General features: G+C 46.1%; 18 protein-coding genes. All 18 read left to right on the forward strand.

Annotation, left to right across the window (positions count from 1 at the left end):
* Position 1: 1 nt before the first annotated feature.
* The 18 genes from tssC to ABR397_RS00285 all read left to right on the forward strand — a co-directional run bounded on the left by tssC (position 2) and on the right by ABR397_RS00285 (position 24690).
* On the forward strand, positions 2 to 1489 hold the full coding sequence (gene tssC / locus ABR397_RS00200; protein WP_350304062.1) for a type VI secretion system contractile sheath large subunit: 1488 nt from the start codon (positions 2 to 4) through the stop codon (positions 1487 to 1489).
* A 66-nt stretch (positions 1490 to 1555) separates the two neighbouring features.
* Positions 1556 to 2050, forward strand: coding sequence for an Hcp family type VI secretion system effector (locus ABR397_RS00205; protein ID WP_036839875.1), 495 nt, complete (start codon positions 1556 to 1558; stop codon positions 2048 to 2050).
* A gap of 54 nt (positions 2051 to 2104) precedes the next feature.
* The gene (gene tssE / locus ABR397_RS00210; protein WP_350303942.1) at positions 2105 to 2545 is read left to right on the forward strand and encodes a type VI secretion system baseplate subunit TssE; all 441 of its coding nucleotides are present in this window, start codon (positions 2105 to 2107) and stop codon (positions 2543 to 2545) included.
* Between the two features lie 11 nt (positions 2546 to 2556).
* A complete protein-coding gene (gene tssF, locus ABR397_RS00215) occupies positions 2557 to 4368 on the forward strand; it encodes a type VI secretion system baseplate subunit TssF (protein WP_350303943.1) in 1812 nt (603 codons plus the stop codon).
* Positions 4359 to 5330, forward strand: a complete 972-nt coding sequence (gene tssG, locus ABR397_RS00220; RefSeq protein ID WP_350303944.1) for a type VI secretion system baseplate subunit TssG — start codon at positions 4359 to 4361, stop codon at positions 5328 to 5330. The genes tssF and tssG overlap by 10 nt, the downstream gene beginning before the upstream one ends.
* A gap of 22 nt (positions 5331 to 5352) precedes the next feature.
* Positions 5353 to 7359, forward strand: a complete 2007-nt coding sequence (locus ABR397_RS00225; RefSeq protein ID WP_350303945.1) for a type VI secretion system Vgr family protein — start codon at positions 5353 to 5355, stop codon at positions 7357 to 7359.
* A gap of 33 nt (positions 7360 to 7392) precedes the next feature.
* On the forward strand, positions 7393 to 7977 hold the full coding sequence (locus tag ABR397_RS00230) for a DUF6931 family protein (RefSeq protein WP_350303946.1): 585 nt from the start codon (positions 7393 to 7395) through the stop codon (positions 7975 to 7977).
* Positions 7978 to 7988: 11 nt separating this feature from the next.
* Complete coding sequence (locus tag ABR397_RS00235; RefSeq protein WP_350303947.1) at positions 7989 to 8288, forward strand: PAAR domain-containing protein; 300 nt, start codon at positions 7989 to 7991, stop codon at positions 8286 to 8288.
* Positions 8289 to 8301: 13 nt separating this feature from the next.
* A complete protein-coding gene (gene tssA / locus ABR397_RS00240; RefSeq protein ID WP_350303948.1) occupies positions 8302 to 9402 on the forward strand; it encodes a type VI secretion system protein TssA in 1101 nt (366 codons plus the stop codon).
* A complete protein-coding gene (locus tag ABR397_RS00245; protein WP_350303949.1) occupies positions 9395 to 10054 on the forward strand; it encodes a type VI secretion lipoprotein TssJ in 660 nt (219 codons plus the stop codon). Before tssA ends, ABR397_RS00245 begins: the two co-directional genes overlap by 8 nt.
* A 4-nt stretch (positions 10055 to 10058) precedes the next feature.
* The gene (gene tssK, locus ABR397_RS00250) at positions 10059 to 11456 is read left to right on the forward strand and encodes a type VI secretion system baseplate subunit TssK (RefSeq protein ID WP_350303950.1); all 1398 of its coding nucleotides are present in this window, start codon (positions 10059 to 10061) and stop codon (positions 11454 to 11456) included.
* Complete coding sequence (locus ABR397_RS00255; RefSeq protein ID WP_350303951.1) at positions 11453 to 12076, forward strand: DotU/TssL family secretion system protein; 624 nt, start codon at positions 11453 to 11455, stop codon at positions 12074 to 12076. Before tssK ends, ABR397_RS00255 begins: the two co-directional genes overlap by 4 nt.
* A gap of 15 nt (positions 12077 to 12091) precedes the next feature.
* Positions 12092 to 15595, forward strand: a complete 3504-nt coding sequence (locus ABR397_RS00260) for a type VI secretion protein IcmF/TssM N-terminal domain-containing protein (protein ID WP_350303952.1) — start codon at positions 12092 to 12094, stop codon at positions 15593 to 15595.
* Positions 15588 to 18131: a type VI secretion system ATPase TssH gene (tssH, locus tag ABR397_RS00265; protein ID WP_350303953.1), complete on the forward strand. Its 2544-nt coding sequence runs from the start codon at positions 15588 to 15590 to the stop codon at positions 18129 to 18131. Before ABR397_RS00260 ends, tssH begins: the two co-directional genes overlap by 8 nt.
* Before the next feature lie 190 nt (positions 18132 to 18321).
* Positions 18322 to 19560 carry a hypothetical protein gene (locus ABR397_RS00270; RefSeq protein ID WP_350303954.1) on the forward strand — a complete coding sequence of 413 codons (1239 nt, stop codon included), beginning with the start codon at positions 18322 to 18324 and terminating at the stop codon, positions 19558 to 19560.
* Between the two features lie 16 nt (positions 19561 to 19576).
* On the forward strand, positions 19577 to 20203 hold the full coding sequence (locus tag ABR397_RS00275) for a response regulator transcription factor (RefSeq protein WP_350303955.1): 627 nt from the start codon (positions 19577 to 19579) through the stop codon (positions 20201 to 20203).
* 3 nt (positions 20204 to 20206) lie between these two features.
* On the forward strand, positions 20207 to 23806 hold the full coding sequence (locus tag ABR397_RS00280; RefSeq protein WP_350303956.1) for a transporter substrate-binding domain-containing protein: 3600 nt from the start codon (positions 20207 to 20209) through the stop codon (positions 23804 to 23806).
* A gap of 224 nt (positions 23807 to 24030) precedes the next feature.
* Positions 24031 to 24690: a nucleoside deaminase gene (locus tag ABR397_RS00285; RefSeq protein WP_350303957.1), complete on the forward strand. Its 660-nt coding sequence runs from the start codon at positions 24031 to 24033 to the stop codon at positions 24688 to 24690.
* Positions 24691 to 25149 lie beyond the last annotated feature (459 nt).

Consider the following 25149-nt stretch of genomic DNA (forward strand, 5'->3'; position numbering starts at 1 on the left):
CATGGAACAGAGCGTTGTTGAACAGCAAGAATTGAAAACGCTGGAAACAAACGGTGATTTTCTTGATCAGATTATTGATAACACCCAAGCTATTCGCCGGGAAGCCGATCGTGATCGGGTCAAAAGCCAGCTCGACCAGTTTCTGGCCGAAGTAACGTCAGGTTCGCTGGTGGTCTCTGGTGATTTAGTAAACAGCATTGAAGAGCGTATTGCCGCGATTGACGCGCTGATGTCCGCTCAACTGAGCCTGGTGTTGCATCACCCGGAATTCCAGCGTCTGGAATCGTCTTGGGTAGGGCTTAAAGGATTACTCGACCAAAGTGAAACTGATAATACCCAGATCCGCATGTTGAATGCGACAAAAACCGATTTAATTAAAGACTTTAAATCGGCATCTGATTTCGATCAGTCAATGTTGTTTAAGAATGTTTACGAGTATGAGTATGGCACCTTTGGTGGTGAACCTTACTCAGCATTTGTCGGTGATTTTGACTTTGATAACAGCCCGGAAGATCTTTACTTGCTGGAGCAGATTTCCCATGTGGCAGCAGCAGCCCATGCACCGTTTATCAGTTCAGCCAACGCAGGCATGTTAGGGCTGAATGATTTTGGTGAACTGCCACGTCCACGTGATTTGTCCAAACTGTTTGAAACATCCGATTATCTGCGCTGGAAGCGTTTCCGGGAATCTGATGACTCCCGCTATGTTGGCTTGACTTTACCGCGGGTGATTGGCCGTTTACCTTACGGGGCAAAAACCATCCCAGTTGAACAGTTCTGTTTCGAAGAGCGGGTAAAAGAAGGGGACAGCAGCAGTTATCTGTGGATTAACGCCGCTTATGCACTGGCAGGCCGTATGGTATCTGCATTTGAACAATATGGCTGGTGCGCGGCGATTCGCGGTGTGGAAGGCGGGGGATTGGTAGAAGCATTGCCGACCCATCATTACTCCTCTGTGTCCGGTGAAAAGATGTTGCAATGCCCGACTGAGGTAGCCATTTCTGATCGCCGTGAAAGAGAGTTAGCGGAATTAGGGTTCATTCCTCTGGTTTATTATAAAGGTACCGACTATGCCGCCTTTTTCTCGGTACAGTCGCCTAACAAACCGCGGAAATATAATTCCGACCTGGCAAATGCCAACGCAAAATTATCAACACAATTGCAATACATTATGACGACTTCTCGTTTCGCCCATTATTTGAAAATGATCGTGCGTGACAAAGTGGGGAGTTTTATGTCCCGCGGAGAATGTCAGTCTTATCTGCAAAGTTGGATCAACCAATATATTGTTGGCTCTGATACCGTCGGTGCAGAAATTAAAGCCAGTCATCCATTGCGGGAGGCAAGGATTGATGTTGTTGAAGTTCCCGGAGCACCTGGAACATACCGAGCGGTAACTTATTTAAGACCGCATTTCCAATTGGAAGGATTAAGTATGTCTTTACGGTTGGTTGCTGATTTACCGCCGTCATCAGCATCGGCGGCTTGATTATTCTATTTATTAAAATTTGTCCCATTTATTTTTATTTATTACAACTAACTGGAGTGGTTAATTATGAGTTCTTCAATTTTTTTACAAATCGATGGTATTAAAGGTGAGAGTACCGATAGCAAGCATAAAGACTGGATTGAGCTGGAGCATGTCAACTTTGGTGCGTTCAACCACGCACGTATCGCAGACAGTGGTAAACGTAAAATTACCGTTGGCGCAGCGGGTTTCCGTACCATTGACTGTGTGAAGGTGATGGACATCAGTTCTATCAAATTGTTGTCCGCAGTGGCGCAGGGTACGGCGATTAAGAAGGTGAAACTGGAAATCTGTACGATTTTCAAAGGGGAAATGCATCCTTACGCGGAAGTGGAAATGGACGAATGTATTATCTCCGATGTTCATGAAACCTGTTCACGCGGTGGTGAATTTCCACAAGAGCAGTTTTCTATCACTTATTCCAAAATTAAATGGACATTCACCCCACTCAGCCCAGATGGAACCAAAGGCAGCAAAGCAGGTCCAGAAGGTTGGGATCTTATCGAGAACAAGAAACAGTAATCTTGATTGTTTACTGCCGGCCTTTGGCCGGCGGTTTCTGCCCGGAAAGATATTATGATTCAGCCCTCATTTCTCCATCGTCTGAAAGACGATTACCCACAAGATGAAAAACGTGGCGTAACGCTGAACTGGTCACGTCAGGAAGTCGTACGAAGCCTGATTTCCGATTTGGGTATGCTGTTTTCATCAAGACCGATCTCTGCAATTTCACCATTATTTGGGGAGTTGCCGAAATCAGTTTTAAATTATGGTGTTTCCGATGTCATTAATGTGGATATTTCCGATGATGAACGTATTGATGCACTGAGCAATAATATTTACCAAGCTATTTCCTGGTTCGAACCACGCTTGAAAAATGTCGTTATAACATTACAGAAAAATACGCCGGAGAATATTACTTTCTGGGTGAATGGAGACTTTTTCAATGAACAGGTGGTGTTTTCTATTTCATGGAGCAGTACCGCATATACCTATTCAATTTCATGGGATAAATAATAATAAACAATATGATGCTATTACCACAGAAAATACTGACTTATTACAACCGGGAATTAAATTATTTAAGACAATATGGCGCTGCGTTTTCTCAGCGTTTTCCTAAAATAGCTAAACGTCTTGGATTTGCGGAGGGCGTTTCGGAAGATCCGCATGTAGAACGTCTGGTGGAATCTTTTGCTTTTTTAACGGCAAAAATCCATCAACGTATTGATGAAGATATGCCGGAGCTAAGTAACGCAATGTTGGAAGTGCTAGCGCCGCAGTTTTTGCGTCAGGTACCGTCGGTATCGCTGGTGCAGTTTCAACAAGATCCGCAGACATCCGGCGTTACCGGGATGATGTCGGTAGCACGGCATACCTCATTGATTTCTCAGCCGGTAGATGATGTGGCATGCCATTTCCGTACAGTATATCCACTGGAAATGTTGCCGTTGGATTTAACTTACGCGGAACTGACGCCGGACCCTTACGACCGGGATTTTATCTTAACGTTGAACTTTACGTTGTGGCCAGGCGCCAGTTTTCAGGCTCGCCATATTCGTTTGTACTTACATGGCGTACCGGTGCTGACTCACAGCTTGTATGAATTGCTGTCGGCACAAGTTAAGCAACTGGAATGCCGGTTGGGCGAGCGCACATTCAGCATGAATAGTCGGGATATTCAAGTGGTGGGTTTTGACCCGCAAGACAACTTATGTGCTGATGATTTATTGATAAATCCGGTTCACCACTTGTTCCGCGATTATTTCAGTTTTCCTGAAAGATTTTTATTTCTGGATATTCCGTTACCTGATGCCGGCTTGATCTCCAGTTCATCAGACGAGTTGCAATATCGTTTCCGGCTTAAGGATTGTATAGCATTGCGTCGTATTGAACGTATGAATGATAAAATCAGCAACGAAACCTTCCGGTTGAATTGCGTACCCATCGTCAATCTGTTTCCTCATCAGGCGGAGCCAATTATTCCACTGGAAACCGAGCATGAATACTTGGTTCAGCCGGATGCACGTCGTCCACAAAGCATGGAAGTTTATACCATCAACCAAGTTGAGGTTGTCAGCCGTCAGCAAGAGCAATTGAGTTCCAGTCCGATGCCGTCGTTATTTGGCATTGAACACACACAATATGACGAGCCGATTCCATTGTTCTGGCAGGCGTCACCGCGCCCTTCACTAAGACATGACGACACAGGGATGAATATGTTCATCAGTTTTTCTGATAGTCGCGGCGAACATCTGAAACCAGAAACCGATGTGGTGATACTGAGTCTGACCTGTACCAACCGCGATGTACCACAGCAGTTGAGTAACGGTCATCCTGATGGGGATTTCGAATCGGAAAGTGCTTTGCCAGGTGTGAAAATTCTGGGATTGATCCGCCCCCGATTACCGGTACGTCCACAACCAAGTTGTGCGTTGAACTGGCGGCTGGTGTCGCAACTCAATTTGAACCAAATGTTACTGAGTGGTCCGCAGGGAGTTCAGTGCTTAAAAGAAACGCTGGAACTCTACAACCTGATCAGTGATCCGGCCATATCGAGGTTGATTGCACAATTACAACAGATTGCGATTGCGCCGGTAAGTGCACGCTTAAACCCCGCCGACCCTTATTCTCTGGCGCGGGGACTGGAGGTAACCCTGATCTTTCAGGCACAAGCGGGTGAATTTGTCGATTTTTATCTGTATTGCAGTCTGTTGGAACGTTTTATCGCTATGTATGCGCCAATTAACAGCTTCACGCAAACTGTCACACAGTTAGAGACGATTAATAATAGTACGCGTCGCTGGCCACGCCGCAGCGGGAAACTGACATGGCTTTAACAAGCAATAATGCAAAAAACAAGGTGCGTTTGGTTGGTGGTCGTTTTTATCAGAATGTACGCCGGTTGCTTAAACGTCATCGTCAAAATGAAGAAACAGTGATCATCCCTGATGATGTGGTGCAATTCAGTTCTGTACCAACACTGGAGGCGCCGGAAAGGGAAGTCGAATCCCTGATGCCTCCTCAAGAGGGGCATGAACAATATCGCATGGCGGTACATCACTTTGGCCTGTTAGGGACTTTTGGCGCATTACCGTTGCGCTATACCGAATGGCTGATCGACAGGCGTTATCGCTATGGTGATGAATCAGCTCAGGCGTTTATTGATATTTTTACCCATCGGCTGCTGAGTTTACGTTTTCAGGCATGGCAGAAATACCGGTTATACGTCAACGCAGAACTGCAAGGTTCTCGGGCACTACCGGCAGTCATTGCTGCGGCAGCCGGACAATTGACCGAGAGCGAAACCCAACGCGCTCATCCTGCTTGTGTTGGGTTACTGGCGACACCAGTTCGCACAATGGTGAACTTACAGCATCTGTTGCAGCGGGAATTTAACATGCCGGTCAGCATTAATCCCTTTAAAGGGCGCTGGCAATATGCCGAACAGGCGCATTGTTGTTGCCTGGGCCGCAGTTTGTTGGGTGATAACCCGATGTTGGGTCATGCCTATTGGGATATCCAGTCAGGGTTTCATATTCAGTTGGGGCCGTTTGCCGCCTGGCGGCACGCCGCATTTATGCCGGGAAATGAACAACATCGCAAATTGACGCAGTGGGTGTGGCAATTTGCCGGGCCGCTGCTCTCTTTTTCGCTGGAATTACTGGTGCAGCATAGTGGGCAGGGCAATAGGTTAAATGGCAGCCGCCGATTGGGGTGGGATGGTTGTTTAGGGAATACCGGAGATAGCAATATTCAGCGTGTTTATTTGGCTGAATGTGCGAATCTTTACGCGGTTTGAATAAAAAAATGCAGGTAAAAATATGCTGTTAGGGCAAAAAAATCGTTTTTTACAGGTTATCGGTAGCCTGTCGAATATTGTGGCGCTGAGTAAAATCGAAGGTGAAGAACACCTGTCTCAGCCTTATTCATTTTCTGTTCAGCTCTATTCCAGCGCAGACTGGGACAAGCTGGAGCCTTATATCGGTAAACCACTGGCATTTCGTATTGGTGAAGCGCCAAATTACCGTATTGTGCATGGCGTATTGACTGAATTACAGCAACAAGGTTTTACCGACGGCCAGTTTTGTTATCAGGCACGCATTGAACCGTGGCTGAAAATGCTGACGTTAACCCGCAATCTGCGCGTTTATCAGCGTATCAGTGTGCCGGATATGGTATGCGATATTTTCCGTAAACGTGGGTTTAACGACGTTGAACTGGCGTTAAAAAGCCATTATCCGAAGCTTGAATATTGTATGCAGTACAAAGAATCGGATTTTGACTTTGTGACGCGTCAACTGGAACAGGCAGGTATTTTCTATTTCTTCCGCCATGAAGAGGGGCGTCATGTACTGGTGTTGGCTGATCACCCTTCGACGTTTATTAATGCGCCTTTAGCCGTATTACCGTATCAATCGAAAATCGGCGATCAGCAAGGATATGGGCTACGCGCCTGGCATATTCATCGCATGATTATCCCAGGTTCTGCGGAAATGAATGGTTATAACGTTAAAAACGCTGCGGCAGTCAGCGCCAGCGCCAAAGCGAACAGCGGCTATTCCATCAATCCCAAACTTTCTATCTATGACGACCGGCGTCAGGAAGAGCGTAATCAACTGGAGGCACAGGCGGCGTTGTGCATGGAACAGTGGGAATCACAGTCACATTACGCGCGTGCCGTTAACAGTTATCCCGGTTTACAGGTTGGGCATCAATTTACGCTGAAAGGACACGCCAGCGCCGATGGTCGGTATGCGGTGGGCCACCAGCAATTAAAAGCGGAAAGTAACCTGGAAGAAGGCGGATTACTGTTTTCGTCGCAAGTCGCTTTATTTCCGGCGAATAAAGTATTTCGCCCACGTCCTTCTGTCATCCGGCCCTATATTTCCGGTGTGTTGTCTGCGTTGGTTGTCGGTCCGTCGTCAGAAGAGATCCATACCGATACGCAAGGACGTATCAAGATCCAGTTTCACTGGGATAAAGAACACAAAAAAAATGATGACAGTTCTTGCTGGGTGCGAGTGAGTCAATTCTGGAATGGCGCAAAGTTTGGGGCGCAATTTGTACCACGTGTGGGCAGTGAAGTACTGGTGAGTTTTGTTGACGGCGACCCGGATAGTCCGTTGGTGACCGGAACAGTTTATAACGGAGTGAAGATGCCCCCATTTACGTTGCCAGGGCAGAAAACGCAAAGCGGCATTGCCACGCGCAGTAGCGCAAAAGGCACAGTGGAACAAGGGCATCAGCTTTGTTTCGAAGATAAAAAAGGGGGAGAATTTATTTTACTTCATTCACAAAAAGATATGCGTCTGAAAGTAAAGAATGATTTTTCAGCGCAAATTGATCGCAACGCGCAATGGGAGATTGAAGAAAAGCGCGATACCCAAATTAAAAAGGGCAATGACACGTTAATCCTGAGTGAAGGCAGCGCGTTAACCGAGGTAAAAAAAGGCGATAAGACGCAAACGCTGGATCGCGGCAATTTCACCACGACCGTTAGCGCAGGTAATTACGCGCTGGAAGTATCCAGAGGCAACGCTAAAATTAATGTTGGTCAGAAATGCACTATTACCGCAAGTCAGGGGATTGAGCTGAAAGTCGGCGCCAGCAAATTATCGATTACCTCAGCGGGAATTACCATTAAAGCGCCGTCTGTCACAGTAGAAGGCTCAGGAAAACTGGCGTTAAAGAGCAGCGGCGTAGCGGAACTTACCGGGACCACGGTAAAAGTAGCAGGCAGCGCAATGGCACAATTAAAAGGCGGCATTGTTCAGGTGGATGCTACCGGCATTGCTATGGTGAAAGGGATTTTGACCAAGATTGGTTAATGCAGGATCAAAGAATAACAAGAGCTTAGAACAATGGTTAAATTACGACACTGCCAGCTTTCTCCACAGGCGGAATTGGCATTACAGCAACATGCAGTACACGAACAAAATCTATCGGCGCTCAATAAGGAAATGTTGTGGCAAGACGCGGTGTTCTACACCATTTTCATGTTGCCGTATGCTCAGGCTTTGGAACTGGCATTGACATTTATCTCCCGCGTTTACGAACGAGACTTGATGCAAGAACAGCGTTTGTTGCTGCAACAAATACGGCGCTGGCGAGCGAATGGCGGTGATCCGCTGCGTCATGAATTGTTCGAACAGGCGCAGATTGTGGGGTTTGATAACCCGATTTCCTGTCTGGCGCTTTCAGTTTTCTGGAGTGAAGGCAGCATGACAACACCCGATCTGGAAGCGGTCTACCCACAACCGTGGCAATCACTTGCGGCACTGGCAGATACGTTGTGTCTGATCCTACATGTTTATGGCGAACAACCGGAACAGCAAGCGCTGTACGTTGAGCAATTTTTTCAACTGGCACACAGTCAACTGAAGCAATTGCCGCCGTCACAAGATCAGGGACGCAAAAACTATCTGTACCATGAAGCTACGTTATAAGGAGAACAATGATGCCAATGCCAGCAGCCCGTATGGGTGATATGCATATTTGTCCAATGATGTCGCCGGCGGTACCGCCAATACCCCATGTGGGAGGGCCCATTATGCCGCCAGGCGTACCGACGGTGCTGATTGGTGGTTTGCCGGCAGCAACAATGGGATCACTGTTGGTATGTGTCGGGCCGCCGGATACGGTGGCGATGGGCAGCCCGACCGTGTTGATTGGTGGGAGACCCGCAGCCAGACTTGGTGATCTGTGCGCGCATGGCGGCACAATTACCACGGGTTACCCGCTGGTGATTATTGCCTGAAATGGAAATCACTGTGAATTTAGCACAAACAGATATCGCCTGTTTTTTACATCCCATTTCTGCTGATGAACCGGCAGGATGTGATATTGAATACGAACCTATTTTTGAACAAATAAATGCGGCACGCGAAACCGATGAGGAGTTTCTCCAGGATGATACATGGGGATGTGAAACCCGTCAGGCTGATTGGATGCAGGTTTCAGCGTTATGTCAGGAAGTACTGGAAAAGCACAGTAAAGACTTACAGATAGCGTGTTGGCTAACCCAGGCACAAGGGGAGCTGTATGGTTTGGAAGGTATCGCCGGTGGTATCACGTTACTGACCCGCTTGTTGGAAACTTTTTGGCCGGTGCTTTATCCGCCTCTGGATGATGATGATGAAGAAAACAGTGCGGATGCCCGTCTTGGCCGCTTGAGTTGGCTGGATAAACAGCTGGTGAAACAGTTGGACAATCTGACACTGACTGATGATGACAAATTGAGCCTGAATGTCTGGCAACGGGTGCAATATTTTGAACAACGTATCGCAGTTAATAGTGAATTACGTGCTCCTCTGATCAGTGATGGCTATTTTGGTCTCGCTGAATGTGACGACAGTATTCGCGCCACACCAGCCGGGCGGTTTAACCGGTTACTGGAACAGGCCGAACAGGTCCGCAACGCACTGGAAGCATTGCAGCAAATCATGCTGGGTTTATTGCCGACATCCGGCAACAGTATGAGCACGAGTACGCAGCATCTGCAAAGTTTGGTGGCATTAATCGAACGTTTTCGTGAAATTGTCGCTCCGGGATCAGCTCAGAAACACAGCAATGAAGAAACCGTGTCAGGAGGAAAAGCGTCAAACGGCATTAACACGGCTTTTTTAGCGGAAGGTCGGACACATCATGAAATGCGCGCTATCGCCATTGAGCAAATGATCAACATCGCCAATTATTTTCGACAGAATGAACCTACCAGTCCGGTGCCATATTTAATGGAGCGGGCAGCACGTTGGGCGAATATGGGCATGGCCGAATGGCTGGAGGAAATGATAGAAGATAATTCCTCCGCGTTACAAGAAATTATGCGCGTGATAAAAGGGCCGGATAAAAACAGAGGGCAAGATGAATAATATAAATTTTTATAATGTCATTAAACGCATTCTTTTAATATTAACAGTAATTTCTCTAATCAGTGGTTGCAGTGATTCCATTTCCAATAATGAAAAACGCTTGCAGGCAATTGAACAAGCCAAGCCTATTTATGCCAATAATGCCATTCGTTTAAAAATGACTGCCGATGCACAACTGAATATTTTTAATAATATACCGAATAGTTGCACGATATTAATTGCTCAGGCGGAAAAACGCGAACAACTGGATAAATTACTGGCTAATTCGGTGTTGTTACGTAATTTATTTGCCGGCACCGGTGCGATAGAACAGATATTACAGTTAGATAATTATGTGATGATGCCGGGGCAATCTGTCTCTTTACATATTGATAGAGCAGAACAGGCGCGTTATATCGCATTGATTGCCGGTTATTACCCTGCACCGCATAGCACTCATGTACGAGTATTATCACTACCGTTGCGTCTTGAGCAGCAAGGTTGGTGGAATAAATCCTGGAATGCTGAATTTATTCCCATGAATGTTGAGTTGATGTTGGGGCGTTATGCCATTACCCGCAGTGATTTCTCCGCAGGCAACGCTGGGGATGAGGTGATTTACCCGGGACAAACGGCCGGCTCCGGCAATGACAGAAATCCATTGAGGAAGTAACGTCATGTTTGAATATAAACCGATGTATTGGTATTCAGGATTGTATTTACAGCCGCAGCACTTTCAGGCGAATGAGCTGCAACAGGAATACTGGCAAGGACGTTATCAGTTACTGACTCAACCTTATGCGTTTGGTGTGGTGAAGTTGGCGTTCAATCTGGCTGCGCTAAGTGATGAAGTGCTCAGTGTTCATAACGCAGCGTTCATTTTTCCCGACGGTTGTTATGTGGATTGTGGCGTCAACGGCGTACTCAGCGCCCGATCATTACGTGATTGCTGGCTGGTACGCGAAAAACCGCAGCGCATTTATGTCGGCTTACATATGTTTAATCATCATCAGAGTAACGTCACCGGTATTACAGATAGCGGAAGTGTCGGTAATATTACCAGCCGCTGGGTGACATGGCCGCAAGAACGGCGTATGCGGGATGCTTTTGGTGAAGGACCGGAAGCAGAAGTACAACAACTTACCTATAACTTACGTTTTTTTCTGCACGATGAGATTACACAAGCAACGGGTTATACCCTGTTGCCTGTGGGTCAATTGCACAGTACCGGTGACGGCATTGAGTTGGATAACCGCTATCTGCCGCCATGTTTGACGCTATACGCCGCGCCACAATTGGGACAACGCATTGAGCAACTGTGCCAGGAGCTGACCGGGCGTGTCCATCAATTGGAAGAATTGAAACGTCCACAAACGCTGGAAGGGGAAATTTATACCCAGGAAAAAAGCACACTATTGCTGACGTTGCGTACTCTGGCGCGTTATGTCGTGCAGTTACATCATTTTCAGGAGGCGCGGGATGTTCATCCCTTACAGATTTTTGGGCTATTGCGTCAACTGATCAGCGAGCTTTCCTGTTTTACCGACCGTTGCTCTTTTTTAGGGCAGTGGAATGGGCAGGAAGAAATGCTGGAAAAATATCAGCATCTGAATCTGGCCCTGACTCTCGATAGTTGTGAACGGACAATTACTGATCTGCTCAATGCATTGGTGCTGGAACCGAATACGGTTATTCCTCTGCAACAGGAAAGCTGCGGTTATTATCATGCCGTGTTTAATGTTGCGGGAGCCAGTGAACAGCAGCGGGTTTATCTGGTGCTGCATTCTGACAGCTTTACCCATAGCGAACGTGAAATTCCTGACGATCGTTTGATTAAGCTGGCTGCGGCGGAACAGATCGACGGCATTATTAATCGCGCTTTGCCTGGTGTACGTTTGTATTACCAGGAAATTGCGCCGCATGGTTTACCTAACCGGACAAATACACGTTATTTCCGGGTAGAAAATCACGGTGCGTTGTGGCGGCAGGTAGAAGAGAGTAAACGTGTGGCGGTGCACTGGGCTGATGCGCCAGACGATTTACAGATAGAGATCGTTATAGTGAGAGCATCATGATGCGTTTGTTAGATTGTTATATTCCGGTATTCACTTGTGTGCTGCGTATGATTCAACAGCAGGTGAATCATGCCGAAGAGTTGCGGCAAACACTGTTAGCCGCGCTGGCGCAGGCACAAAATAAAGCGCGTCTGCATGGTTATGGATTGCAGGATATCGAAGAGGCAAACTTCGCGGTGGTGGTTTGGGCAGATGAAGCCATTCTGTGCGCAGGTCAAAAAGAATTGAGTGTTTGGCGACAATCATCATTGCAGGCAGAGCTTTATGATGCCGAGCTTGGTGGAAATACGTTTTTTGATCGTCTTGCCGCATTAGCGCCGGATAATTACCAGGTTCGTCTAGTCTATGTTTTTTGTCTGCTTTCTGGGTTTTATGGTCGTTATGGCCAACCTGACAATCTGGAATTGCATAATATTATTCATCAGGAATTAGAGAATCTTCCTGATACTTTGCGTCGTTATATTTCTTTAGAAAATCATCGGCTAATGAATACATGCGATAATCTTCTGGAAAATAGACGACCCAATAATAAATGGCGCGTTAAATTAATATTATTAATGTTATCTCTTACATTAATTTATATTTTCATCAACGTCTATTTATTGAATATTGGCCGATAAATTCGGAAATTAAACATGAAAAAGTTATTTTATGCCATTGGCTGGTTCAGCGTGATGGCTATCCTTCTGCTATTCAGTTTAGCTATTGCAGTGGCGCTTTCATGGCCGACAATAGGTGGCCTGTTATTGTTTCTTTTCCTATTACTGTTGTTATTACTGTTGCGTGGAGTGATGGCATTTTTACCGCAGATAACGAATAAACTGCGCGGGATAAATAAATTCTGGCGGAAGGGAAGTCATCGCCTGGAGTATTTACTGTATCAGCACTGGTGGTGGGGAGGACATTTACAAAGCTGGCGCCGGTTTCGTTCGCTGTTACACCGTAACGGATCTATGCCGCCGTGGTTTCTGGTGGCGGGAGAGCGTGGTAATGGTAAACAGGGACTATTAGCTCACTGTAATGTGGCGCCGATGACAGGGAAGAATCTGCCATCGCTTACAGAAAATAGCTTTACCTGTCGCTGGTGGTTTTTCCGCCGTGCTATGTACATGGTGGTTTCTGGTCGTTATACCGAAGGGCAATCGTTGTACCGGCAAGCATGGCTGCGTCTGATACGCTGGATCGCGCAAGTACATAAGCCCGCCGGTGTATTAGTTTGCCTGTCAGTGGAGCAGTTGCTAAACAGCGACAACAAAGCGCTGTATATTGCAGCGCGCAATGTGCGGGCGCAGTTGGAGCCATTACAGATACGTCTGGAACGCCGCTTGCCGATTTGGTTGATCCTCACACATAGTGAAGCATTGCCGGGTTTTAACCACTGGCGTGCACAACTATCGGTAGAACAACATGCTGAATTGCTGGGCAATTTTATTGAGCATCACACGGATAGTCATGTCGCCGATGTGCTGGACAAGAGTATGAGCACTATTGTTAACGCCTTGAAAGCGATGCGCCTTAAACTGCTCAATCAGCAACGGCAACAACCGGAAGCTGAAGTGCTAGCGTTGCCGGAAACTGTTGCTCAACTGCAACCAGCACTGGGCTACTACCTGAGCGCATTATTTGATCATGACCATTATCTGGAGCATGGTCTGTTGCGGGGCATGTTTTTTACTGCGGAACATCAGGCAGAACCACAGCAAATTGAAGGCGTTTTCAGCCACCGTTTGTTGGGAGAATATTTGCCCGAACAGGTTCATCGTAATGATGCCGTTTTACTAACAGGTTGGCGAACACTGACCAAACGTGTGTTGATTATCATATTCAGTTTGATGCTGGTGTACGGAGCAGGTAACGCATTAGTCACTACCTGGCGTGGTGTCATGCAGCTTGAGCATATCCATGGGGCAAACCCGCTTGAACGCAGTTACTTGCGTTATCGGCAGGTTGAGTATTGGTTGCAGAAAACCCTGTCACATCTGATTTTTTATCCGGTTACCCATACGATGGAACAACGTATGGCGAGGGACTATCAGCAACAAGCGCCTGTTAAAGCATTTAACCCGGAGTCGATAGTTACACACTTGCTTACACGCTTCCATAACGCTGAAGCACCGCAAAAACGGCTGTTGGCTTTACATTGGGCACGCTTTATCAATATTGAACAAGCCATGGCGCATGGCGCTACGCTGGAAACTTTGCAACGTATGCCAGCTTATTCCGCTTCACTGTTAAGCGGTGAAAATGATCCTTTATCAGCAGAACAACGCGTGGCTCTGCGTCTGGCGCAATATCAGCAGGACAACGCACAGCAGGAATTTGATCAATGGCGGAATGTATTGCACTCCTTACTGGAGAATCCCGGTAATTGGCAATGGCTTTTAGCCGACGAACAACCCGCAGGAACACGTTCGCTGACGCTGGCTGATTTCTGGCCGCTGACCGGCGATGATGCCGCCAGAATTAACGCCCGTATTCGCGGCATTTATACCCAGGCAGGTGAGCGCGATATTCAGGCTACTCTGGATGAACTGGCACAAGCACTTCACAGACCCGCAGTTTTTGTTCCTTTACGGCGCTCGTTTCATCAACAGTATCAGAATCAGCGCCAGTCAGAATGGTTAGCATTCGCCCAAGTTATGCCACAAGCGGAAGAGTGGGTACGCGGCAAGAAAAACTGGAGAGCGCTGATATTGGCGACAGGTCAATATGATAGCCCCTATATCGCCTTCTTAAAGCAGTTGGAGAGTGATTTATCTACCGTGGCGCCGGAGGATCAACAGCCCTGGTTGCAGACGCAGCAGCGTTTATGGCAACTGCATGGTTATGTGCAAAAAAGCAACGTGATGCAACGCGTTTCGTTGGGGAACATCTCTTTGCGTCAGCGCATCATGTCATGGCTTGGCATTTCACCGCAGATCTCTGTGCAGCTGGATGACAACGCGCTGACACGCTATCGCGCCTACCGACAGGCTGTGCAGTTAAATAGCCAACGTGAATTGCTCAGTGATATGGAAACAGAGTTGTTGGTCAAAAATGCGCTGAATAGCGAGAAAAGGGAGCTGAATGATAACGGTTTACGTACCTTATTTAATCTTTTCACTCTATGGCGTCATGAGACCGAAAATAAGCAGAATGAGATTGTCAATGAAACCTTATGGCGACTCTATCAGGGTGATGCACATCTGGTATTGCGTTATGCATTCTTAAGTGCCGCCAGCCGTTTGCAAACACAATGGGAAAGCAAAGTGATCTGGCCGATGGAAAAATTAAGCAGGCAGGAATTGTTTGATGGCCGGGAATTGAACGCGCGGTTGTATGAGTACAGCAATGCGTTTGTGCGGGATACCGCAGAGTATGCGCTGGATATTCGTCCTGAGGGTATTCAACGCCAGGCAATAGAAGATGTGGTCTTTCCGTTTAACGATGATTTCATTTTCTATATCAATAATCTGATCCAGCCGAACAACATGCTTTCATCGACATCTGATATTCGTCGTCGCCTGCAAGAGAAACTCAACTTGCTGGAAAGTGAGCGTGAACTGGCAACTGAACAGCAGGAACCGAAACAGGATCAATCGGCGGAGGTGATGGTTACCAGTCAGCCTGCGACTGCCAATCGAGGAGCCCGGGTATTGCCGGTTGGCAGTTCAGTGACGCTGAGTTGTGATGATGGTGTACAGCAACTCAAAAGCATGAATTTCAATGACAGCAGGACTTTGCACTGGAGTCCGGGATCATGCAGCAAGGTACAGATTGAGGTGTATTTCCCTGACTTTACGTTAAGTAAAAACTATGTTGGTACTGATGGTTTATTGCAATTTATCCATGCCTTTTCCAGTGGTGAATTAACGATGGCGGCACAGGCATTCCCACATCAACACGATGAGTTAAATTCGCTGGGCATCAATAACATCACCGTGCGCTATCAGATCAGCGGGGGGAAAGAAGTTTCAGCATTGTATCGTCAATGGCAGCAACATCAGCAGCAACAAACGGCGTTGTTGGAACAACGCAACCGACTGGACAGCCAGTTACTAAATTTAAGTGAACCGGTAGTGGCGAAAGGAACCCTTTCTACGTTGCCGTTACAGATCACCACATATTGGAATGAATTAAGGAAACCTAAAAGTGAGTAATTATCTTAAACAGATCGTCAGTAAATTAACGGTGGAAGCGCGTCAGTGTCTTGATGAGGCTGCTAACCTGGCAGTACGGCGCACCCATCACGAAGTGGAAATTGAGCATCTGTTGCTGGCTTTGTTTGAAAAACAGATGCCGATGATGGAACAGGTGTGTCACCACGGTGGTATTGATGCTATCGCGTTGCTGAATGTCTGTCAGCGGTCACTGACGTTATTACGCAGCGGTAATCATCGTCCTCCGGTACTGGCTACTAACTTAACAGAATGGATGGAGCAGAGCTGGATGTACGCCAGTACCCACTGGGGAGCGTTGCAGATTACCCCTCAGGCGCTGATTGCAGCACTGATAATGAATCCGTCACTGCATCATTCACTCACATCAGAGCTACAGCAGGCGTTACAGTGTAACACTGATGCGATAGAACAGTGGTTGCGTACACAGTTACATACAGAACCGCAGCACATTACAACTCCCGTCGGGAATAATACCCAATCCGCGCTGGCGCAATACACTCATCACCTGACAAAGACGGCGCGTGATAACAAACTGGATCCAGTTTTGGGCCGTGAACGGGAGATTCGTCAGTTAATTGACGTGCTACTGCGTCGTCGCCAAAACAACCCGTTATTAACCGGCGAAGCAGGTGTCGGTAAAACAGCGCTGATCGAGGGACTTGCTCAACGTATTGTCGATGGCCGTGTACCGGAAGTGCTGGCACAAGCTGAATTATTCACGCTGGATATGGGGCTGCTACAAGCGGGCGCCAGCGTCAAAGGTGAGTTTGAAAGTCGCTTGCAGAAATTATTGGATGAAGTGAAAGGGTATCCCACACCCGTGATTTTGTTTATTGATGAAGCTCATACTCTGATTGGCGCTGGTGGTCAGGCCGGACAAAACGATGCGGCTAATCTGTTGAAACCGGCGTTGGCGCGTGGTGAATTGCGTGCTATTGCTGCAACTACTTGGGCGGAATATAAGAAGTACTTTGAGAAAGACGCTGCATTAGCGCGTCGTTTCCAGGTGATCAAAGTCGAAGAACCTTCGATCGAACTGGCGACAGCCATGTTGCGCGCCATGACTCCGGCGATGGAAAAACATCATGGCGTCAAAGTGCTTGCAGAGGCGGTGACAGAAGCCGTTGTATTATCCAGCCGTTATATTAATGGACGTCAGTTGCCGGATAAATCGGTTAGTCTGTTAGATAGCGCTTGTGCCCGTGTTGCCGTTTCACAGACTGACGAACCTGCACCGATTGAAGATCTGCGTGCCATGCTGGCAAATATCGCCGCCGAACAGGAAGCATTATTGCGTGAAGGTGGTCATGAAACCCAATTACAGAAGTTGGCACAGCGTCAAACCGAGTTGCAGGTATCCCTGGAGAAAATTTTGCCGGAATATCACGCTCAACGTCAGTTAGTGAACGACATCCTTGCCTGTGAGGAACACGACGAACGGTTACCTGTGCTGAGTGCGGAACTGCGTCAGCGCCACTATCAGCATGCCTATGTATTTGACTGTGTTGATGCTGCCTGCGTCGCCGATATTATTGCCGGCTGGACCGGGATACCTCTTGGCCGGATGGTGGAAAATGAACGCGATGTGCTGCGCCAGTTGGAAACGCGCCTTAGTCAACGGGTAATGGGACAAGATCATGCGCTTAGTCAGATAGCCCGTCAAATTCGGATTGCTAAGGCACAGCTGGCTGATCCGGTAAAACCGACCGGTGTATTTATGCTTGCCGGTCCTTCTGGTGTGGGGAAAACCGAGACTGCTCTAGCGTTGGCACATGAGCTGTATGGCGGTGAACATCATCTGATCACTATCAACATGTCGGAATATCAGGAAGCACATTCTGTTTCCGGTCTAAAAGGCTCTCCCCCAGGGTATGTCGGTTATGGACAAGGGGGCGTGCTGACTGAAGCGGTTCGCCATCAGCCCTACAGCGTGGTGCTACTTGATGAGGTTGAGAAAGCACACCCTGATGTATTGGAACTATTCTTCCAAGTGTTTGATAAAGGCATGATGGAAGATGCCGAAGGACAGCAGATTAATTTCCGCAATACGTTGATTATCCTGACCACTAATGCTGCATCGGATTTGGTGATGCGTGCAGCGATGCAAGGCGTGAAAGTACAGGGGGAAATTCATCCGGCAACACTTGACGATATTCAGGAAATTATCCGGCCGAAACTGCAACGTATCTTTACGCCTGCATTTTTAGGTCGTTTGCAGGTCATTCCTTATTTGCCGGTACATGGCGAAATTCTGCATGCCATTGTGCATCAAAAACTGAATAAAGTTGTGATGCGTTATCGTCAAGCAACCCAATGCGAGTTGCACTATAGCAATTCGCTGGTGGATTTTATTGCCGAAGGATGCCGTATCGCGGAAAGTGGCGCCCGTGAAATTGATAACCTGTTAACCCAGTTCGTCTTGCCGCTGTTATCAGATCAATTGCTGTTAGGCGATGCACCGGTGAATGAGGATGTACGCCTGGATGTTATCGAAGGCCAAATACAGTTATCGTAATGACAAAATAAACTATCATCATTAAAGACTAAAACTATCAAACATTATCAATTTAGGGTAAGAAATGGCCTTCTCTGCTATTATTACCTCATGATGTAACATTTAGTGTTACGTATTATCTTGTGATGTAACATTCAATGCTGCATATTATCTTATGATGTAACATTCAGTGTTACGAAATGAGATCCTGATGAAAATGAAAAAGATAGTGGTCTTTTGGTTTATTTTTACGCTAATCAATTTTGCGCTGGCACTGCTGAGTTTACAAGTGCGTGATGTCTGGAGCCTGTCGTCACTAGTGTGGTTTCCGGCTGGCCTGTTACAAGGCATTTTTTGCGCCAGGGCGCCACGGTATTGGCCTGTTTGGTTAATAACGGGTGCTCTAATTTCGCTAACAGCCAGCCAATGGTATGGTAGGCCGGTGAGCGTCTCGCTGATATTTTCTTGTCTCAATGTGGTGATGCTGGTAGTAACAGGGTTGGTCTGGCAATTTTTCTACGGTGTAATGTGGGCCCCGAGGCGGGCAAGTGACATCTTCAATCTGACAGTGCTTTGTTCGTTAAGCGGAATTATTGAGCGATTTATGGCAAAGTGGGTACTTCATTTATTGGGTTACCCTATTGATATATCTATTTCATTACCGATTGTTGTCTGTTCTGTGCTGAGTTATCTGCCGTTTACGTTTTTTGTTATTTCTTGCATTACCTATAAGAAAAGCCGGGTTGAAGACAAGAAAACCTATGGTTTATGGTTGGTGGCCGTATTTGCCATGACAGCACTGTTTACCAGCCCGCCACCTGAAACCGGGAAAATACATTGGCAAGGAGTAGCGCTCCTCTTTTCCTTCGGCCTGCCGATGCTATTGGCGTTAAGAGGTGATTTGCTGTTATTAAGCGGCTTTTTATCCTTATGTACAGTAGGGATCGTGAGTGCAACCATTTTTGGCTTTGGGCCATTCGCATCCCGATTAATGAGCATCCAACAGAACGTGCAAATTGCGGCATGGTACAGCACCGCATTTACCTTGCCTGCATTATTATGCTGTGGTTATTTATATAACACAATCAATGCATTACATCGCCATAAAGCGCATTTTTTGTTAATGAGCGCTATGCTGGAGCAAGAACAGATTAATTATTTTCGGTTAAGTGCCGACGGGCACCTGTATTGGCATCATGACGCGGCCTGGATGCGGTGTGGTAAAGCGCCCGCCTGCTGGTCGCAGTTACTAGCTTGGGTGCATACAGAAGATCGGCAGAAAATCGAACAGCTTAAACGTTCCGTCTCGCAGATACCACAGACGTTAAAAATTCGGATTGCTGATGGTAAAGGCGAATTTAACCCGGTGATTATCGCCTTGATCGTTCATGTAGGTGAAAATGCCGGTTTTATTGAAGGAACGATGCGTGAAATAGCGGATAGAGAATAATATGGAGAAATAACTAATGCCGAGACAAGTCATTATTGCTGATGATCATCCAGTCTTCTTATTAGGACTACGCACCGTATTGGCAACATTACCCGAGAATTATCAGGTTGTGGGGGAGGCGCATGATGTGACTGCACTTTTTTCTCTGCTGGAGGAAAAAAAGGCAGATATGCTGATTACGGACTTCAATATGCCAGGCGATAACCAGATCGACGGTTTGCGGATGATTAGCCGAATTCGTGAGCTATATCCGAATTTGCCTGTCGTGGTGATCACGATGCTCAGCGACCGGAAAATAATTGCTTCATTAATTGATTATAAAGTGAAAGCAATTTTGAACAAAAACAGTCTGTCTCACGAGTTAGTGAAAGGATTGTACAGTACAACAGGGCACGATAAGCCTTATTTAAGCGAGCAATTTATTGAATCTCCGAACGAGGAAGTCGTAAAAGCGCTGACCGGCAAAGAGCTGGAAGTGATTAAATTATTGGGACAAGGATTGAGTGTAAATGATATCGCTGCACGTTTATACCGTACCAAGCAGACGATCAGTGCACAAAAAATTAGCGCGATGAAAAAGCTGGGGTTAGATAATGAAGCAGCACTTTATAATTATTTGCATCAGGTTGGATTGGGATTGTAATCGATGAAAGGCGGTCGGAAAGGATCACGATGGTTAGCTATATTGATACTCCTGTTGCCATTATCTGGCCGGAGTCTCAATCTGTTTGAATACCGTAATGCGCAAGAGCTGCCTTCAGACGGGCTACCGGTGGAGTTTTATTCTAATGTCGTCACTCAGGAATTTGCGCCATTACCCACCAAAGAGCAAGGGGGTGTGGTCTCACACTTTCCAACACTAAAAGTCGGCATTCTCTGCTGCATCGGCGCGCCATTGGTGATCCATCGTTGGGATGGCAAATTGGAAGGGATTTACGCTGACTATCTGCGCCTGATTGAAACCGTATTAAAAAGGCCAGTGGAGGTACGGCTGTTTGGTAACTGGGAATCAGCCTATGCCGCATTGCAGCGTGGAGATATTCAGTTGCTATCGCATTCTGCTTCACCCCAGTCGGGAAATAGGGATGATAACACTTATCCGATTCTGGTACAGCCGCTTGCCCTGATTGTGCGCAAAGAACAAGTCAATAAGCCGTTTGCACAAATGAATATTATGGCAGCGCCAGGCAGTAACCCGAATACCATTGAGCAATTGCGTAAGCATTACCACAGTGTTTTGGTGGCGAAAAACCAACAAGAGGGAGTACAAGCCGTGGTGGATGGTGAAATCGATGCCTATCTGGACGGACAAAGCCAGATTGCCTATTTGCTGGCTTTTCGTCCGTTTACAAAGCTGACTTACCGTCGAGATATTTCTCAGGGAGAGCGGTATGATTTTCTTGCCCACAACGGCGATGGCATAACTGAAACAATAAATCTCATCCTGACTGCCATTCCTCACGAAATCAGAAACAAGGTTTATCAACGTTGGGTTTCCGGGCTGGCTCTGAGCGGCAATAACGACACCACAATCTTTTCGCCGCAAGAAAAAGCCTGGATTAAAAAGAATCCTGTCGTCAATGTTGCGATTAGCCGTACTGCGCCGCCTTACTCATTTCTGGATAAAGATGGACAACTCACTGGTCTGGATGTGGATATTTTACGTCTGCTGGGAGAGAAAAGCGGTATTACCTTTAATTTTATTCCGGCAGATGGCGCGGTGGGGATCAAAAAACTGTTATTAGATGGCGAAGCTCAAATGACTTCTTTGGTCGATACGCCAGAACGTCGTCGCTGGCTCACTTTTAGTCATCCCTATGGTACTGTGGAATGGGTGATGATCACTCGCAATGAGCGTAATGCGCCCTATGAGTTTGAACAACTTAAACACCATCGGGTAGCGATTCAGCGCGGTCATGCTCTCCTGTCGGTATTGAAGCAATATCCGGAGATCTTCGTCATGGAAGTTGATAATGTGACGCAAGGTATTGATATGGTGCTGGCCGGCGCGGCAGATGCAACTTTTGATAGTTTGATAAGTGCTGATTATCTGCAAGCAAGTCACTATGGTACCAATATTTCTATTCAGTTTTTTGAAGGCTCATTGCAACCGGAACAATACGCCATCATACCTGCTTATCCTCAATTGGTTGATATATTAAATAAAAGCATTGATGCATTACCGCCAAATGAGCTGCGGGTGTTGCGCCTGAAGTGGTTATCTATGGGGAATGTGACAGCTTATGCTGACAATAAAATTTCTCCCTGGGTGAAATTGTGGGGAAGTGCGTTATTTGTCATTGCGTTGAGTTCGGCCTTTTGGGGGAGTTATCTTGCCCATCAAATCAGACGACGTAAAAAAGCGGAAAACAACTTACAGGATTTGCTGACATATTGGGAAACCCTATTTAATAACATGCCTACGCCAATGTTTGTCTGCGATCCGACCATGTGCGTTACGGCAGCGAACCTCTATTTCCGCCGCGAGATGAATACTCTCGGATCTGATGTGATTGGCCGTAGTCTCTTTTCTTTGTGCTTTTTAAAACCTGCCGATGAGAAAGATATCAGTATGATTTTTCTGCGCTGTCTGGAAGGGGAGCCTGCGCATTTTTCCGATCGTAGCATTGCCGTCCAGGGGCAGGACAGAGATGTTTATTTGTGGCTTGAAAGTTACAGCAATACCGAAGGCGTTGTTCAGGGAATAATTGGTGGCTGGTTTGATGTGACCGAGCGTAAATTGTTGGCGCAAGAACTGCGTCAGGAGCGCGATAAGGCTGAACTTGCCAGTTTAGAGAAATCAGATTTTCTGGCGCACATGAGCCATGAGATCCGCACTCCCTTGCAAGCAATTATCGGTATTCTCGATCTGGAGGTAAAACAACAAACTTTGCCATCTACGCCATTACATATCGCATGGCACGCAGCAATGTCTTTACAGGGAATAATCGGTGATGTGCTGGATTTTTCCAAGATAGAATCTGGACGTATGGTGCTGAATCTGAAACCGGAATCATTGCAAGAAGTTCTGGGAAGTTGTGTGGTGGCTTTTAGTCATCGCGCTAAAGAAAAGGGGTTGTTCTTTGCCCGGCAATTCGATTTACCGTCTGAATATTACCATCTGCTGGATGCAACACGTTTAACTCAAGTAGTCAATAACTTACTGAGCAATGCTATTAAATTTACTGAACAGGGCGGTGTGCAAATCAGCGCCAGCTATCAGCATATTCCAGAGAGTAACCAAGATGAAATTACGCTGGTGGTTGCAGATACCGGTTGCGGTGTCCCGGAAACCATGTATGAAGCGGTTTTGCTACCTTATGTACAGGTGACGCAAAACTGTGGTGGTAAAACCGGTACTGGGTTGGGATTACCCATCTCGGTACAGTTAGTTGAATTAATGGGCGGCAGCCTGAAAATCACCGGTGCACCCGATGGCGGCACGCAGATTACAGTAACGTTACCACTTATGCGCAATGTTGTTGAGAAAGAAACAATAAGCGAAAAAACTGAAAATATTGAAGGGGAAATTCACGAATCTCTGAATATCTTAGTTGTTGATGACTTGCCTGCCAATTTACAGGTGTTGTCATTGCAGTTAGCCCCATCGGGTCATCGTGTCGTATTAGCTGAAAGCGGTGAACAGGCGATGAATCTGATGGAAGAGGGGTATTTTGACCTCGTGCTGACGGATTGCCAGATGCCGGTGATGAATGGTTATGAACTGACTCAGTTATTGAGAAAACATGAGCGACTACGGCAATTACCACCGTTTATTATTCTGGGGTGCACCGCGAATGCATTTTCTACTGAGCAAGCTCGTTGTCTGGACGCAGGAATGGATGGTGTATTGACCAAGCCGCTGGTGCAAAGCAAATTGCTGGCAGAAATCAACCGTTATTACCGACAGGTGAATGATGAAATCACGTTACAGTTTGATGAGATTCAGGCGCTGGCCCAGCGAGATGCTACTGTAGAGTACCAATTACTCAGTGCAGTGTGGCAAGGCATGTCGGAAGATATTGCAGAACTGAGACAACCGGAAAATCAACAACTACATGAAAAAGTCACACACCATGCGCACCGTATGAAAGGCGCTTTTGCTCTGCTGCAATATCAGCAAGGAATACGTATATGTCTGCGTATTGAAAAGGGTGAGCGTTATGATGAGAAGACGATTGAGGTTTTGTTGACTCGTGCGGAATATTTCCAACAACAGATTAAGCAGCAATTGGAAAAATTATAAGGTGAATCAAGGTGAATGAAATAGCTTTTAACAAAGGGTGCTAAATGGGGGGGGTCCACATTATTTTATTATTGTCATGATAATAAAAATACAGATTAAAATATTTGACAGTCTCAATAACTGAACATAAGGTTTATATATCAGTGTGAAAATTAATATATATTTAATTTCACTAGAATTAAATAACAAATCAACAACATCATTTATTTTAAATGATGTTGTTAATGGTAGATATTATTAAAGTTGTAATTTTTATTTACCACTCCATCGTAATTACAATTAAAACCAAGAAAGGATTAATCATGAATAAAACCAGAAGGAAATTATTGGCAATGCCTGGTATTATGAGTATCAGTATGTCTTTTATCACACAAGCAGGAGAGAAAAAAACACAGGTCATTAATAACATGTTATCTAAACAGGAAATTACCGAACATGAAAAATATATGCGGGAGGCAATAAAAGAGGCCATAAAGAACCCACGGTATCCTTTTGGCGCTGTAATAGTCAGCAGAAACAATGGGGAAATATTAAGTCGTGGCGTGAATGCAGGCAGAAGTAATCCTATCTTGCATGGGGAAATTCAGGCAATAAATCATTATATCACTCAATATGGCAACCAAGGATGGGAGAATATTGCACTTTATACCACGGGAGAACCTTGTTCGATGTGCATGAGCGCCTTAGTCTGGATAGGAATTCGTGAAGTAATATGGGCAACATCTATCAGTGTTATTCGTAATTCAGGGATCCGTCAGATTGATATTTCTGCACATGAGATTGCAGAAAGAGCATCATCATTTTACAACCCGATAACTTTAGTCGGTGGGATCTTGGCAAATGAAACAGATAAGTTGTTTCTTGAACGTAAGAGAGGTAAATAATTGAAGCTATTTTTACCTGGTGTGGCGGCTAAAAATCCTCCTTTAAGGTTATCTGCGTGCCCAATCTTTATATTAAATATAAAAAAATCAACTATAACAATTCGCCAATAAATAACCTTTCTAAAATTCGTCATTATTTATTCAACGTCTTATAAAAAACGCAACAATATAACTGAAAGGTATGTTTACATGAAAATAATCATATCAATAAATAATTCAATCTATTAATAATTAATATGTAAATATTTGTAAAGGTGACTATAATTCGCCGTTATTATTCATGGTTCTACGATATAAATGAAAAATAAGGAGATAGTTTATGACCACAACTACAGAGCAAATCAGCCGGTTTCCTCTTTCTTCTGGTAACAATACACATGCCGAATACGTTCGTACCTACGGGTATGATCTTTAAGCCGGAGAGGATGTCAAACCCGTATCGATAGACATCCTTTCGCG

It is taken from the genome of Photorhabdus viridis (assembly GCF_040256935.1).
In the GTDB taxonomy this organism is placed as follows: domain Bacteria; phylum Pseudomonadota; class Gammaproteobacteria; order Enterobacterales; family Enterobacteriaceae; genus Photorhabdus; species Photorhabdus viridis.